14 protein-coding genes are annotated in these 14,331 nt (G+C 59.0%); 2 read left to right on the top strand and 12 right to left on the bottom strand.

The window, feature by feature from the left end; translation table 11 throughout:
- Nucleotides 1-10: 10 nt before the first annotated feature.
- The 7 genes from ccmB to yajC form a co-directional block, all read right to left on the bottom strand.
- Nucleotides 11-667 carry a heme exporter protein CcmB gene (gene ccmB, locus ACXAH8_RS01205; protein ID WP_170482748.1) on the bottom strand — a complete coding sequence of 219 codons (657 nt, stop codon included), beginning with the start codon at nucleotides 665-667 and terminating at the stop codon, nucleotides 11-13.
- Nucleotides 664-1,278, bottom strand: coding sequence for a heme ABC exporter ATP-binding protein CcmA (ccmA, locus tag ACXAH8_RS01200; protein ID WP_475215419.1), 615 nt, complete (start codon nucleotides 1,276-1,278; stop codon nucleotides 664-666). The genes ccmB and ccmA overlap by 4 nt, the downstream gene beginning before the upstream one ends.
- A gap of 180 nt (nucleotides 1,279-1,458) precedes the next feature.
- Nucleotides 1,459-1,812 (bottom strand): Mth938-like domain-containing protein, encoded by a 354-nt coding sequence (locus ACXAH8_RS01195; protein ID WP_475215418.1) that lies wholly within the window; start codon nucleotides 1,810-1,812, stop codon nucleotides 1,459-1,461.
- 9 nt (nucleotides 1,813-1,821) lie between these two features.
- Nucleotides 1,822-2,568, bottom strand: a complete 747-nt coding sequence (locus ACXAH8_RS01190; RefSeq protein WP_475215416.1) for a TSUP family transporter — start codon at nucleotides 2,566-2,568, stop codon at nucleotides 1,822-1,824.
- Complete coding sequence (gene secF / locus ACXAH8_RS01185; RefSeq protein ID WP_475215415.1) at nucleotides 2,561-3,529, bottom strand: protein translocase subunit SecF; 969 nt, start codon at nucleotides 3,527-3,529, stop codon at nucleotides 2,561-2,563. Before secF ends, ACXAH8_RS01190 begins: the two co-directional genes overlap by 8 nt.
- 2 nt (nucleotides 3,530-3,531) lie before the next feature.
- Nucleotides 3,532-5,193: a protein translocase subunit SecD gene (secD, locus tag ACXAH8_RS01180; protein ID WP_475215411.1), complete on the bottom strand. Its 1,662-nt coding sequence runs from the start codon at nucleotides 5,191-5,193 to the stop codon at nucleotides 3,532-3,534.
- 33 nt (nucleotides 5,194-5,226) lie between these two features.
- On the bottom strand, nucleotides 5,227-5,514 hold the full coding sequence (gene yajC / locus ACXAH8_RS01175) for a preprotein translocase subunit YajC (RefSeq protein ID WP_155151194.1): 288 nt from the start codon (nucleotides 5,512-5,514) through the stop codon (nucleotides 5,227-5,229).
- 345 nt (nucleotides 5,515-5,859) lie between these two features.
- On the opposite strand from yajC, the gene ACXAH8_RS01170 reads away from it, so the two are divergent.
- Both ACXAH8_RS01170 and serS read left to right on the top strand, forming a co-directional pair.
- Entirely contained in the window at nucleotides 5,860-7,374 is a 1,515-nt protein-coding gene (locus ACXAH8_RS01170; RefSeq protein ID WP_475215409.1) for a mechanosensitive ion channel family protein, read from the top strand.
- 88 nt (nucleotides 7,375-7,462) lie between these two features.
- Nucleotides 7,463-8,755: a serine--tRNA ligase gene (gene serS, locus ACXAH8_RS01165; protein ID WP_475215407.1), complete on the top strand. Its 1,293-nt coding sequence runs from the start codon at nucleotides 7,463-7,465 to the stop codon at nucleotides 8,753-8,755.
- Between the two features lie 59 nt (nucleotides 8,756-8,814).
- Here the strand turns inward: serS and ACXAH8_RS01160 are convergent, their stop codons facing one another.
- The 5 genes from ACXAH8_RS01160 to ACXAH8_RS01140 form a co-directional block, all read right to left on the bottom strand.
- Nucleotides 8,815-9,441 carry a helix-hairpin-helix domain-containing protein gene (locus ACXAH8_RS01160; protein ID WP_475215405.1) on the bottom strand — a complete coding sequence of 209 codons (627 nt, stop codon included), beginning with the start codon at nucleotides 9,439-9,441 and terminating at the stop codon, nucleotides 8,815-8,817.
- Between the two features lie 72 nt (nucleotides 9,442-9,513).
- Nucleotides 9,514-10,503 carry a fatty acid desaturase gene (locus tag ACXAH8_RS01155; protein WP_475215404.1) on the bottom strand — a complete coding sequence of 330 codons (990 nt, stop codon included), beginning with the start codon at nucleotides 10,501-10,503 and terminating at the stop codon, nucleotides 9,514-9,516.
- 162 nt (nucleotides 10,504-10,665) lie between these two features.
- Nucleotides 10,666-12,129, bottom strand: coding sequence for a ribosome biogenesis GTPase Der (der, locus tag ACXAH8_RS01150; protein ID WP_475215402.1), 1,464 nt, complete (start codon nucleotides 12,127-12,129; stop codon nucleotides 10,666-10,668).
- Between the two features lie 48 nt (nucleotides 12,130-12,177).
- Nucleotides 12,178-13,500, bottom strand: coding sequence for a PQQ-like beta-propeller repeat protein (locus ACXAH8_RS01145; RefSeq protein WP_475215401.1), 1,323 nt, complete (start codon nucleotides 13,498-13,500; stop codon nucleotides 12,178-12,180).
- 42 nt (nucleotides 13,501-13,542) lie between these two features.
- Entirely contained in the window at nucleotides 13,543-14,214 is a 672-nt protein-coding gene (locus tag ACXAH8_RS01140; protein WP_475215399.1) for a hypothetical protein, read from the bottom strand.
- Nucleotides 14,215-14,331 lie beyond the last annotated feature (117 nt).

Raw genomic sequence — 14,331 nt, 5'->3', positions numbered from 1 at the left:
TTGTGGCGCTTCACCGCAGATTGATGCGCAGAACCGCTGCGCTGGCGAATGGAAGCAGAGCGATCGTGGCCATCGTGATCCCCGCCAGCATCAGAAGTGGGGTTTGGGTCTCCATCCCGACGGCACCTCGGCGGGCGACTTCTGCGCCGAAGATCAGGGTTGGGACGTAGAGAGGTAGAACCAGAAGCGACAACAGCAGGCCGCCGCGCTTCAGCCCGACGGTCAGGGCTGCGCCGAAGGTGCCGATGACGCTCATGGCGGGCGTTCCGAGCAGGAGCGAGATCACCAGCCAGAAGAACCCCGGCGCGGGAAGGTTCAGCAAGACGCCCAGAAACGGTGCCGCCAGAACCAAAGGTAGGCCGGTGGTTATCCAATGCGCCAGAGCTTTGATAGAAACTACAGCCTCAAGCGGGAGAGGCGCGGTAGCCAGAAGGTCCAGCGATCCGTCCTCCCAATCCAGAGCCAGAAGGCGGTCGAGGGACAGCAGGCAGGCCAGCAAAGCACCCAGCCATAGAATTCCCGGCGCGATGGTCGAGAGTAGCGACGATTGTGGACCGACAGCAAAAGGCACCAGAACAGTGACGATCAGGAAAAAGGCCAGGCCGAGACCAAAGCCTCCGCCTGCGCGGAAGGCCAGCTTCAGGTCGCGCAGCAACAGGGCGATCACAGGAAACCTCCGTCAAAATCGTCGATGGGTTGCGGTTTGGCTTTGTGGGGGCCGACGTCCAGAACCTCTCCGTCGAGGCCGAGGTCTATATGTGTGGCGATCAGGGCTGAGCCGCCCTGCCCCAGATGGCCGCGCACGGCATCAGCGAACATCTGAACGGCGTTTTTGTCGAGCGAAACGGTTGGTTCGTCCAGCATCCAGATCGGCCGCCCCGTGACCAGCATCCGTGCAAGACCCAGCCTGCGCTTTTGCCCGGCCGACAGGTTGCCCGCATGGCGGTCGGACAGGTCATTCAGCGCAAAGGCGTCCAGTGCGGGCTGTATGTCATGGGTCCCAAAGACCGACGCCCAGAAAGCAAGGTTTTCGACCACCGTCAGCGTTGGCTTCAAACCATCGGAATGTGAGGCGTAGGCGATCTGGTCCTCGGCACCTTCGATCCTTCCTGCCAAGGCAGGTTGTAGCCCCGCCAGAGTGCGGAGCAGCGTTGTTTTTCCGATTCCGTTTGGCCCACGCAAAATGAGCGCCTGACCGGAGGTGAGTTTAAAGCTCAACCCCTCGAGCACGGGCACACCACCACGAGTGATGGTCAGATCGGAAACGGATAGTGTCATGAGACTCGATTATCCGATTGGGGACGCAGGCAAAAGGTTGGATTTGCCGCAGGGATCTAGGGTGTTGCGCTTAGGTGGGTCCGGATGCGAGGGGTGCTGCCCGCCGCCTCTGTTGCTCGAACCAATGGCGCATCAATGGCGGCTCCCCGGGATATTTTTGGCCAAATAAAGGGGATCCCGTCAGACCGGGATCAGAGCGAGTGCGATGCGGCGACCTTCGGATAACAGGACGTTGTAGGTGCGGCAGGCGGCGGGGGAGTTCATGATCTCGACGCCGATCCCGGCGGATTCGAGAGTTTGGCGCAGTTCGGGCGGGATGTGGGCCAGCTCTGCTCCGGTTCCGATGAACAGGACGTCGACCATCTCGGACAGGTCTCGCAGTGGGGCGTCGTCTGCGTATCCGCCCCATGCCTGCGTTCCCGTCGGACCGGTCAGCACGGCGCCTAGATAAACGCGCCCTCCGATCCGGAAAAAGCCGGGGCCGTATCCATCGACCGGTTCGGCGTTAGTGTAGTTGATCTCATTCAATCGCATGCGCAGTATTTACCCCCAAAGCGGCAGGCCGGACAAGGCCGCCAGTGCAATCGCCAGATAGGCGGCCGCGCGGTAGAGGCGTTCTCGGTCTGGTCGGAAAAGCCACCCGCCCAGCCAATTGCCCAGCAGGTTGGGGAGCGCCAGAAGCAGCCCCAGCCCAGCAGCGGCAAGGGTGACCTGCGCCATGCCAGTAAGGTAGCCGAGTAGCAGGAAGTCGAACCCGAACAGAAACAACAGGATCGTCGCGCGAATGACCTCTACCGGCAGGGGACGCGACATGTAGAACAGGATGACGGCGGGACCGGGGAGCCCGGCGACGCCACCAAGGAACCCGGCGGCACCGCCGATACCTGTGACCATCATGCGGCTGACATGACCGTGATAGCGCAGGCCGAGGATCAGAATGGCCAGCATCGCAAGGGCCAGACCGCTGACCGCATAGCGGAAAACCTCGGGCGCGACCTGCGTCAGCACCCATAGCCCCAGCGGAAGAACCACTGCGCAGCCCAGCAGGAGGCGCATCAGATCGCCCTTGTTCACGGCGCTCCAAGCCCGGCGCAGATTCGGCAAGGGGCCAAAGATATCCATGATCGTCAGGCCGATCAGCGCTCCGAACGGGCCGAGATATGGGGTGGCGATAGGCAGGAAAACCAAAGCGGTGCCAAACCCCGAGAAACCGCGAACGACGCCCCCAAGAAAGGCTGCGAATAAGACAACGGCCAGACCCTGTGGGGACTGGCCGAAGAACTCAGGCATCTACGTTGGCAAACTGGTTGCCTGCGTTGTTCGACGGCTTGGACCAGTCGCGCTTGACGCCCAGCCACAGCAGGATGGTCGAGGCCACGAAGACCGACGAATAGGTCCCCACGATCACACCCCAGATCATCGCGAAGACAAAGCCGCGGATCACGTCACCGCCCAGCACGTAGAGCGAGATCAGCGCCAGCAGGGTCGTGACCGAGGTCATCACCGTCCGGCTGAGGGTTTCGTTGATCGAGATGTTAAGAACCTCTTTGAGGTCTTTCTTCTTATACTTCCGCAGGTTTTCACGCACCCGGTCAAACACGACTACGGTGTCATTAAGTGAGTAACCCACGATGGTCAGAAGCGCCGCGATGATGGCCAGATCGAAGCGGATTTGAAGCTCGGAGAAGATGCCGATGGTCAGGATCACGTCATGCACAAGTGCCGCGACCGCGCCAAGAGCGAACTGCCATTCGAACCGCAGCCAGATATAGACGAGCACCGCTCCGATGGCCAAAACGATGGCGATCACGGCTGTCTGGATCAACTCGCCCGAGACTTTGGGGCCAACCGACTCCACCGATACGAATTGGATAGCGGGGATCACGGCCTGCAACGCGCCCTCAACAGCTGTGATGGTCGAGGCTTCGACAGCTTCTGCATCTGCCTGTGCCTGAATGCGGATCATTGCAACGTTGTCTTCCGGTCCGAAGGTCGGGTCAAAAATCTCAGTGATTGAGACGTCGCCCAGTTCGAGAGGTGCAATTGCGTCGCGATAGACACCCACGTCAATCGGCTGGGTGCTTTCGGTACGGATCGTTGTGCCGCCCCGGAAGTCGATGCCGAAATTCAAACCCTGCAACATGAATGAGGCAAAGGCCACAACCATCATCAGGGCCGAAATGCCCAGCCAGAGCTTCCAGCGGCTGAAGAAATCGAACGAGGTGCTTTGGGGTACGAGTTTCAGTCTCATCATCAAACCTCGATCGTTTTCGGACGGCGGCGTTCGAACCACATGACGACCATCAGGCGCGTCACGAAGATCGCGGTGAAGACCGAGGTCAGGATACCCAGGCCCAGAGTGATGGCGAATCCGCGCACGGGGCCGCTGCCCATGGCAAACAGGATCACCGCCGTGATGAAGGTGGTCACGTTGGCATCCGCGATGGCCGACAGGGCCTTTTCATAGCCCAGCTCAATCGCACGCGCGGGACCTTTGGCAGATTTCAGTTCCTCTCGGATACGTTCGAAAATCAGCACGTTGGCGTCCACGGCCATACCGACCGTCAGAACAATACCCGCAATGCCCGGCAGGGTCAGCGTGGCGCCGATCAGCGACAGCAGTCCGAACAAAAGGCCCACGTTGATGATCAAGGCAATGTTGGCGAAAAGGCCAAACAAACCGTAGCTGAGCGCCATGAACACCAGCACCGCGGCAAAGGCTACCATAGTGGCGACTTTACCGGCGTCTATGCTGTCCTGACCCAATTCGGGGCCGATGGTGCGTTCTTCGAGGAACTCCAGCTCGGCAGGCAAGGCCCCTGCCCGCAGCAGGATGGCGAGATTGGTGCTTTCCTCGACCGTGAAGTTGCCGGTGATGATGCCTGAGCCGCCGGGAATGTGGCTTTGGATCACAGGGGCCGAGATCACCTCATCATCCAACACAATCGCGAAAGGTGCGCCGATATTTTCCAGCGTGTAGTCGCCGAATTTGCGCGCGCCCGATGTGTTGAACCGGAAACTGACGGCGGGACGCCCGTTCTGATCAAACGAGGGCTGCGCATCAACCAGTTCCTCCCCAGTCACGACAGGAGAGGATTCAAGCGTGTAGTACACACCGCTTTCGTCAATCGACGGCACCACTTCTTCACCGATGCCTGCAACGGCATCCGGGTCCGTGCCACGACCGACAACCGGGTTGAAAGTCAGCTGCGCCGTCGTGCCGATGATCTCTTTCAGCTCGCCTGCACTTCCGATCCCGGGAACCTGAATCAGGATACGGTCTGCACCTTGGCGCTGAATGGTGGGTTCACGCGTACCAACCTCGTCAATCCGGCGGCGCACGATCTCAAGCGATTGACGAACGGTGCGATCATCCGAGGCCAGCTTCTCCGCCTCGGAGAGCTGCACAACGATTGTATCGCCATCGGCAAAGGCCTCGATATCAGTCGCACCGACACCAGTCAGCGTCTGAACCTGTCGGGCCAGACCACGAACGGTTTCCAATGCACGAGACATCCCCTCGGGCTGGCTGATGCGGACGCGAATCTGATCGGGGTTCGAGTCCTGACGGCGGATCGTGCCAACGGTGGAACGCTCATCCCGCAGGGCGTCGCGGATTTCGGGCCACATCGCCTCCATCCGGGATTCGTAGACATCCTCGACCTTGACCTCGGCCAGCAGATGCGCACCGCCCCGCAGATCGAGGCCCAGATTGACCAAGGAGGACGGCAGCCAGTTCGGCCACTGCGCCGCTTCGGCCTGATTTTCGGGCGTATCCGCGCCAAGCTCTATCGCAGCTTTAGCGTCGTTGGATTGTTCGACCCGCGTGTAGAACGCATTCGGCAGAGCCAAGAGCAGGCCGGTCACACAGACCAGCCAGATCAGAACCCGCTTCCAGGTATCAATTTGCAGCATAACCCTGCCTTTTCAAGGAATTGTAAGGCGAAGTTACTTCGCAGGTTCGGTCTTATTCAGAACCTGAGCGATGGTCGATTTGACCACACGAACCTTAACGCCCTCGGCGATCTCGACCTCGATCTCGTTGTCGCCTTCCTTGACCTTCGACACCTTGCCGATCAGACCACCTTGTGTGACGACTTGATCGCCACGGCGCACGGCTTCGACCATGGCCTGATGTTCTTTCATCTTCTTTTGCTGCGGACGGATCAGCAGGAAATACATGATCGCGAAGATCAGGATCAGCGGGAGAAACTGGGCGATTGCGCCACCTTCCATGGGATATTCCTTTTTCTTTGACCTGCGGCACCGTTCCGCAAATTTGGCGGGAACCTATGCGCTGATATGCGTGTTTGCAAGCAATGGCGGCAGCGTGACCCACCTGAACGCACACCTGCCACCATAAGAACCGTCAAAACGTTGCAGATATGTCCTAGGAACACTGTTCAAACCGGGTATAGTTCCAAACAAGGGGGACACATGGCACGGCAATTCAAACCCTTCCATTTGCTACGTTATTTGCTGACTGCAATGGCGACAGCCCTTTGGCTAAGCCAACCTGTCGAGGCACAAGAGTCACCGACCGATGCGCCTGTGCCAGAAGCTGCAGAATCTGAAACTTTTATGGCCCCAGTTATAATAGACGGGGACGTTCTGTTTCAGGTTCGAGGCTCAAGCGCACTACCCGCCCCCGAGCGTGCCGAAGAAGTTCAAGACAAGATCATAGAAATCGCCGAAGCGTCGGACGCGTCCGAGGTCACGATCAGCTTTGAGGAAACCGAGTTCGGCACCTGGGTTCTGGTTGATGGTGAACGGGTTTCGATCGTCACCGAAGCCGATGCAGAATTGGACCAGATGGAACTCAGCGTTGTCAGCGTTCTGCACGGCAATGCAATCAAACAGGCTATTGAGGCCTACCGTTTGAACCGAACTGAACAGGCGCGAGTTTCAGGCGCTATCGAAGCCGCAGCTTGGACCTTGGGCTTCGTTGTCTTTGTCGTTGTCATCTTTTGGCTGCACCGCAGAATCAGACGGCGGACACTGAGATTCGTGAAGCGCTACCTCAAGGACGTGGAAACCGCCACGGCCAAGAGCGTTCAAGCCGAGGCCATTGCAGCCCTGGTGCGTTACGGTCTGAATTTCGTCCTTTTGGTGATTTTCTTCCTGGGTTTCTACTACTACCTGTCTTTCGTTTTACTGGCCTTTGCCGAAACACGATATTTCGCGCAATTGCTGCTGACCTATCTGACCGAGCCGGTCCTTCTGATCTTCAAAGGCATCCTCAGCTATATCCCAAACATGATCATGCTTGGCCTGATCGCATGGGTAACTATGTATATTATCAAGGGCATGCGGGTCTTCTTCGACGCAGTCGAAGCCGGATCGTTCGATATGGGGGATTTTGAGAAGCATTGGGTTAACCCCACCTTCAACATCGCCCGAGTTGTCGTGATCCTGATCGCACTGGTCTTTGCCGTGCCCTACATTCCAGGCTCGGATTCGGCGGCATTTCAGGGCCTGACCATTCTGGTCGGCGCAATGCTGTCGTTGGGCGCGAACTCGGTCGTGTCGAACATGCTGGCCGGGCTATTCGTGATCTATCGCCGCTCAACCTCGATCGGGGACCGTATTCAGATCGGGGATCACATTGGCGACGTGGTGCAGATCAAGCTGATGGAAACCCATCTGAAATCCATCAAGAACGAGCTGATCTCAATCCCCAACGCGCAGCTGATGAATTCGGACGTGGTGAATTTCTCGAAGAAAACAGATGGCAGCGGGCTATTGCTGCACACAACCGTTGGCATCGGCTATGAAGAGCCACCCGAAAAGATCGAGGCAATGCTGATCGAGGCCGCCAATCGCACCAAAGGGATCAAGTCCAAGCCTGAACCCTTTGTCCTGTGGACCGCGCTGGCCGACTACGCGATCAACTATCAGATCAACGGATACACGACCCGAGGCAGTATCATTCCAAAGATCCGCTCGGACCTGCATCGCAACATTGTGGCCGTATTCAACGAGAATAACGTGCAGATCATGACCCCCTCATACATCGCTGATCCGCCCGAACCAAAGATCCCGCCCGCGGAATGGGACGGACATCTGGCCCATCACGATGAGGAGCCGGAAAGTTAGGCGCGGTTTGGTTAACCAGCGCTACACCCTCCGAGATATATGGTGCATAAGCAGTCGCAGTGATTCACTGCATTCAAGGATCTGAACTATGCACGACATCCGCGCCATTCGCGAAAACCCAGCTGCTTTCGACGCCGCACTCGCGCGCCGTGGGGACGCGCCGGTGTCGTCAGACCTGCTGCGGCTGGACGAAAGCCGCCGCGCCAAGATTTTGGCTGCTGAAACGGCGCAGGCCGAACAGAACAAGGCCAGCAAAGAGGTCGGCGCAGCCAAAGCCCGCGGTGATGAGGCCGAATTTGAACGCCTGCGCGCGCTAGTAGCTGAAAAGAAGGCCGAAATCGCCCGGATGCAGACCGAGGCCAAGGATCTGGACGCTCTGCTGACAGACCAACTGATTCGCATTGCCAACCTACCCGCCGACGATGTGCCAGAGGGCGCCGACGAGAACGACAATGTCGAGGTGAGCCTTTGGGGTACCCCGCGCGAAATGGACTTTGCCCCAAAAGAGCATTTTGAGATTGAGGCCGTTCAAAACGGTATGGATTTCGAAACCGCTGCGAAACTCTCTGGCTCGCGCTTTGTGTTGTTGTCTGGCGGCGTTGCGCGTATCCACCGTGCACTGGCCCAGTTCATGCTGGACACGCATATCAACGAAAACGGTCTGACCGAGGTCAACGGCCCGGTTCTGGTTCTGTCCGAGATGATGCAGGGCACCGGCCAGCTGCCGAAATTCGGCGAGGACAGCTATCAGACCCGCGAAGGCTGGTGGTTGATCCCGACCTCCGAGGTTTCGCTGACCAACATCGTCAATGACACGCTGATCGAGGAAAGCTATCTGCCCCGCCGTTATACCGCGCATTCGCTCTGCTTCCGGTCTGAGGCCGGTTCGGCGGGCAAAGACACACGGGGGATGCTGCGTCAGCACCAGTTCGAAAAGGTCGAGATGGTCTCGATCACCCATCCCGAGACCTCGGATGACGAACAAAAACGCATGGTGCGCTGCGCCGAGGGCATTTTGGAAAAACTGGGCGTGCCCTACCGCACCGTGATCCTGTGCACCGGTGACATGGGCTTTGGTGCCCGCCGTACCTTTGACATCGAGGCATGGCTTCCCGGTCAGGGTACCTATCGGGAGATCAGTTCAGTCTCGACCTGTGGTGATTTTCAGGCCCGCCGCATGAATGCACGTTTCCGGCCCGAAGGCGGTGGCAAACCAGAATATGTCCACACGCTGAACGGCTCTGGCCTTGCGGTGGGTCGCTGCCTGATCGCCGTGCTGGAAAATGGTCAGAACGCAGACGGTACCGTCAGCCTGCCCGACGTCCTTGCCCCCTATCTGGGTGGCAAGATGACGCTGCAGCTGGACGGTACGCTGGCATAAAAAACCGGCATCCGCGTTGCGCGGCGCCGGTTAGAAACACTTGAAAGGGCGAGGAAGAGCTACTTCTTCGCCTTTTTCTTATCCTTCTTCTTGTCAGATTTTTTGTCCGACTTCTTGGCATCCTTTTTGCCAGAGTCTTTCTTTTTGTCGGCCTTTTTGGACTTGTCGTCCTTCTTGGATTTCTTCCCTTTCTTGGACTTGGCCTTCACCTTGTCCTTGGCCTTGGAGAACGCAGCCTCCATCTCGGCCCGCTTTTTCGCAGCTTTCTCAGCCTTGGCTTTTGCCTTGGCTTTCTTCTTGGCCTTCGCCTCTGCGGCTTCTGCAGCAGCTTTTTCCTCGGCCGCTTTGCGTGCAGCTTCGGCGGCGCGCTTCTCGGCAGCGGCGGCGACAACTGTCTTGCGCGCAGCGGGGCGTCGGGCCGCCGGTTTACGCGTAGCGGGTTTGCGTGCAGCAGGTTTCCGGGTCGCAGCGCGACGCGGGGCTGGTTTCGCAGCGGCCGGTTTCGCAGCGGTCGCCTCTTTTGCAGCGGCAATCAGGACGGCCGCGCGCGCCACACCGACACGGGGGACCTTGACCAGATCTTCCGGTTTCGCTTTCGCAACGGCTTCGGCGGTCTTGAGACCGTTATCGGCCAAACCTTTGGCGAGCGTGTCGCCAACGCCTTTTATCTCGGTCAATGCGGTCATTCTGGGTCCTTTCTCTGTCTCCCTGGTCACCTGTATATACACAGGATATACGCTCTTCAAGCGGAGCTGCGCCTATGACGATCCATGGGCCAAGTTAGCAGTTTGCCCTTTTTTCGGAAAAGGCACCAGTCGCTTGGAGTCTTCGTCCCATAGTTTCAGGTTCAACGCGGCCACGGCTTCGGGGAACTTGATCCGACGCGGCGTGTATTCGGGCGGCAGGTTATAGTGGCATTCCCGCAACCGGTAGGACGGGATACGGGCGTTGAAATGGTGAATGTCGTGCAAGGTGATGCATGCCACTGCGTTATCGAACCACCAACCGAAATCCAGCGCTGACGAGCCCTGAAGCGCCGCGATCTGCGGATCCAGCTCCGGGCGACGATCCCAATATGTATCCTCGAAATTATGCTGCAGGTAGACGAGGAATACGCCCAGCATCCCACCCAGCAAGGAAAACACAAGCCAGACCAGAATACCTGTTGTCCCGGCGATCAGGTAAAGCAGCCCGAGAAAAACGACGATCGAGAGGTTGTGCAGAACAACGCCCTTTACACCAAACCGCACCGTGTTTTTGGGCCACCGGTAGCGAATGAAATAAGTGAACAAAGCACCGACCGGCACCAGAATGAACGGGTTGCGGTACAGGCGATAGACAAGACGTTTGAGCCAGTCTGCCTCGTTCCATTCCCGCAGGGTCATGGTGTGGATTTCACCAGTCTCCCGATGCTCAAGGTTGCCGATCCCTGCGTGATGCAGATTGTGGTTCTGCTTCATCACCTCAAAAGGAGCAAAGGTGAAAGGCGACAGGCCGTGCCCCGCCCATTCATTCTGCTGCCGGGTTTCGAACAGGGAATGATGCCCGCAGTCGTGTTGCAGCACGTAAAGTCGCACAGCGGAAAAGGCGAAGATGATCCCGGCTGGGACCATGACATACAAATGGTCCACGTTCACAATCGCCAAGGCCAGCGAAGCAAAATAGACGGCGAAGGTTCCGAAATAGCTCAGGGCTGCAAGCCTGTTGTCCTGAACCGCGTATTGCCGCGTGTAGTCTCTGAGATTCATCAAGCCCTCTCCCACGATGGCCCGGTTAAATGAAAAGCAAAAGGAATTCAGACCCGCCGCAGGACGGACCGCGCACAGGAAACAAATGCACGCTCCTGAATGCTAGCGTGCAGAAAGGGCGCTGTCACGCCCTTGCGCTGAAAATGCTGAAAATTGGCGCAGTTACGCGCGTCCCTTGAGGTGTTTGGCCAAGGCACCGGCGTTTTTCTTGCGCCGCCCTTTGTAAGGGTTCTTGTCACCTTGCCCGCGCAACGTCAGGCGGATCGGCGTGCCGGGCATGTCAAAATCCTCACGCAGGCCGTTGACCAGATAGCGAGTATAGCTGGCCGGCATCTTGTCGGGATGCGAGCACATAACGACAAAGCCCGGCGGCCGCGTTTTTGCCTGGGTCATGTAGCGCAGCTTGATGCGGCGGCCTTGCGGGGCTGGCGGCGGGTGCTGCTCGAGCATGGCGGTCAGCCAGCGGTTCAGCGCGGCGGTGGGCACGCGACGATTCCAGATATCATGCGCACGCAAGATGGCGGCGCGCAAACGTTCCAGCCCCCGGCCCGTTTTGGCCGACACGGTGATCAGAGGTGCGCCCCGCAGTTGCGGCAGCAGCCGGTCGAAGGACTCTTTGAGCTCTCGCAGCTTCTCCTGCTTGTTTTCCTCAACGTCCCATTTGTTGACCGCGACAACGACCGCACGGCCTTCCCGCTCGGCCAGATCGGCGATGCGCAGGTCTTGCTGCTCGAACGGAATGGCTGCATCCAGCAGGACGACAACCACTTCGGCGAATTTCACCGCGCGTAGACCATCAGATACCGAGAGCTTCTCCAGCTTCTCTTGGACCTTGGCCTTTTTGCGCATGCCCGCAGTGTCGAAAATCCGCATCGGAGTGCTTTCGCCATCCGGGTCGGCCCAATCGACCCGCAAGCTGATCGCATCACGGGTAATCCCAGCCTCAGGACCGGTCAGAAGGCGGTCTTCACCCATGATCTTGTTGATCAGGGTGGATTTACCTGCATTCGGGCGACCAACGACGGCGACCTGCAACGGCTTAGCTGCGGTGATCAGAGGGGTTTCGCCCTCTCCATCCTCATCCAGCTCGATTTCGACCACGGGGGCGTCGTCTTCGGCCTCTTCCTCAGCCGCATCTGCCAGAGGCATCAGCTGGGCGTAAAGGTCGGTCATCCCCTCGCCATGCTCGCCCGACAGGCGGACGGGTTCGCCGAGGCCAAGGTTATAGGCTTCAAGAACACCGGCATCAGCAGCCGACCCTTCGGCTTTGTTGGCCGCCAAGATCACGTGTTTGGAGCGTTTGCGCAGAATCTCAGCAAACATCTCATCAGTCGGTGTGAGGCCGGTGCGCGCGTCGATCATGAATAGGCAGACATCGGCCATGCCCACCGCGCGCTCGGTCAGTCGGCGCATGCGGCCCTGAAGGCTATCATCAGTCGCGTCCTCAAGACCCGCCGTGTCGATCACGGTGAACCGCAGATCACCCAGCCGCCCTTCACCCTCGCGCAGATCGCGCGTCACGCCGGGCTGGTCGTCGACCAAGGCCAGACGTTTGCCCACAAGGCGGTTGAACAGTGTGGATTTGCCCACGTTCGGGCGGCCCACGATGGCGAGGGTCAGCGACATGATACTCAACTTTCAAGACTCAGACGCGCCCTTTAGCGCATCTTTTGGTCAACGGAAAGCGTGTAGATCACCTTTGGTCGACACGACATACAGTGTTTGTCCGGCGACTACAGGCGCGGTGGTCGCGCCTCCGGGGACTTCGACCTGATGCACAAGCGCCCCGTTCACCGGGTTGAAGAACCGCAGGAACCCGTCATTTGAGGCGATCACAATGCGCCCTCCGGCCAGGATCGGGCCATAATGGGCCACGATCGGACCGCGACGGTTTGGTTTGTCTTTGACAAAGCCCGGTAGGTCCTGCGCCCAGATCACCGAACCATCGGCGCTGTTCAAGCGGACCAGCTGGCTGCGATCGCTGATCAGGAAAATACTGTTGCCTGCGGGCCAGACAGTATCGACCGCGCCTTCATCTGCAGTCCAGCGGCGCTCACCTGTTCCCGCGTCAAACGCAACGGTACGGCCAGAGTGGTTACCGATGAAGATGGTGTCGCCCACCACCATCGGGCTACCAGTCACATCGACAATCCGAGCTGTGGCGCGTCCGCGGCGGCCACCGGCCACCGAGGCATTCCATCGGCTGATCCCGCCCCGCTTGAATGTCGCGGCGATATCACCCGAACCAAAGGCAAAGACAGCCAGATCCGAGGTCACAACCGGCGCAGGTGCGCCCAGAACGTTGCCGACGCTAGGGGTGCCCTCGATCTGCCATTGAATGCGGCCATCCTTGGTGTCGACGGTCCAACCGGTCTCATCCCCAGCGACGAGGTACAACAGTCCGTTACTCACCAAAGGCGCGCCGCTACCAGTTGCGTTCAGGCGTTTCTGCCATCGGATCGCGCCTGTCTTGGCATCCAACGCCGTCAGACGGCCAAAACCCGAGGAGACATAGAGAACGCCCCCCGAATAGGCCATTCCGCCACCCGTGGCATCCGCGTCACCGTCGGTTGCTGGAATCAGATTGGTGCTCCAGGCGACCTGTCCCTGCGGTGTAACCGCCGAAACCGTCGCTCCCGCATCAAGCGTGTAGACCAGCCCCCCCGCGACAACCGGGTCGGCCGTAATTCGTTGTTTGCGTGAATCGCCATCCCCGATAGAGGCCGACCAAATACGTTGAGGTGTCGCACGCAGCGAAGCATTGGACGTTCGGAAGGCCGGCGTGCCGGGGCTTTGCGGCCAGCTTGCATTTGCGTTCTGCGATGGAAGACTAATTGGTTGTGAGCCGCTTTTGGCAACCGTTTCAAGGTCTGAGGCAGGTCGGATATCCTCGCGCACGCCCGGCAAAATCTGTTCGGGTTCTTCACAAGCGGCCAGAGCGGTCAGGGCCAGTGCCGCAATCGGCAGTCCCACGCGAGAGAAAAGTCTTGTTACCATTTTAATCCGAACTCGCCTGTCATTAACCTGTGTTCCGCCCAATCAGCCCTGCTGAGCGACCAATGGCTCGGGCTCAGCGCCCAGTGCAACAATCAATTGCGCGGCGCGCTGCTGTAGATCCACGCTGACCTCTGCATCCTGACGCAGCGCCTGCAATCGCTCCAACGCGGCGTCTACTTCGCCGTCGGCGATGTCGATCAGAGCCAGTTGCTCTTGGGCCAGAAGGCGCAACGGGGCGCCGGGGGCGGCCAAAGCCTCGAACTGTTGCCGACGATCTGCAGCGGGCATCGTGTCGGATTGAAGCAGCAGTGCCTTGAAGCTGGCAATGGCGCGGTAAATCTCGGGCAGATCGCCCTGAACGGCCACAGCATTCAGACTGTCGACCGCGTCCTGCCGGGAATCAGCATCGAGCTGTGAAGCCGACAGAAGCATGTTGCGCACAGCCTCACCACCCGGCGTCAGTACGTCCACCTGCTCTAGGCCAGCGACACGCGCTGCCGTATTGTTTTCCGCAAGCGCGGCCAGAATGTCATCGCCCAGCTTCTGGGCCTGCGACGTGTCCCGCGCCTTGCGGTATTCGTTGAATGCAGCCCCGCCGACGATCAGCACGACTGCAACAACACCGACCCAGCCCCAACGCCGCAAAAGTAGATACAGCCGGTCGCGGCGCACCTCTTCCGTGACCTCATCAATGAAACTGTCGGTATCGCTCATACCTGCCCCCGGGCTGTAATCCTGTCTTGGTGGGCCATGTCATACCCCGGCGCTACGGCCAAGCCAAGGGCCGGATTTTGCACAATTCCGCTGACTGCGTGTGCCCTTGCCAAAAAA

This window comes from Ruegeria sp. ABV3_008 (assembly GCF_056161185.1).
This window is presented reverse-complemented; position numbering and strand designations above follow the sequence as displayed.

Bases quoted from the DNA above. Each gene is read 5' to 3' on its own strand.
- yajC (WP_155151194.1), bottom strand. From the start codon at position 5,514: ATGGAAGGTGGCGCAATCGCCCAGTTTCTCCCGCTGATCCTGATCTTC.
- secD (WP_475215411.1), bottom strand. From the start codon at position 5,193: ATGCTGCAAATTGATACCTGGAAGCGGGTTCTGATCTGGCTGGTCTGT.
- secF (WP_475215415.1), bottom strand. From the start codon at position 3,529: ATGAGACTGAAACTCGTACCCCAAAGCACCTCGTTCGATTTCTTCAGC.
- ACXAH8_RS01160 (WP_475215405.1), bottom strand. From the start codon at position 9,441: ATGACCGCATTGACCGAGATAAAAGGCGTTGGCGACACGCTCGCCAAA.
- der (WP_475215402.1), bottom strand. From the start codon at position 12,129: ATGTCGCTGACCCTCGCCATCGTGGGCCGCCCGAACGTGGGCAAATCC.
- ACXAH8_RS01190 (WP_475215416.1), bottom strand. From the start codon at position 2,568: ATGCCTGAGTTCTTCGGCCAGTCCCCACAGGGTCTGGCCGTTGTCTTA.
- serS (WP_475215407.1), top strand. From the start codon at position 7,463: ATGCACGACATCCGCGCCATTCGCGAAAACCCAGCTGCTTTCGACGCC.
- ACXAH8_RS01155 (WP_475215404.1), bottom strand. From the start codon at position 10,503: ATGAATCTCAGAGACTACACGCGGCAATACGCGGTTCAGGACAACAGG.
- ACXAH8_RS01195 (WP_475215418.1), bottom strand. From the start codon at position 1,812: ATGCGATTGAATGAGATCAACTACACTAACGCCGAACCGGTCGATGGA.
- ACXAH8_RS01140 (WP_475215399.1), bottom strand. From the start codon at position 14,214: ATGAGCGATACCGACAGTTTCATTGATGAGGTCACGGAAGAGGTGCGC.
- ACXAH8_RS01170 (WP_475215409.1), top strand. From the start codon at position 5,860: ATGGCCCCAGTTATAATAGACGGGGACGTTCTGTTTCAGGTTCGAGGC.
- ACXAH8_RS01145 (WP_475215401.1), bottom strand. From the start codon at position 13,500: ATGGTAACAAGACTTTTCTCTCGCGTGGGACTGCCGATTGCGGCACTG.
- ccmA (WP_475215419.1), bottom strand. From the start codon at position 1,278: ATGACACTATCCGTTTCCGATCTGACCATCACTCGTGGTGGTGTGCCC.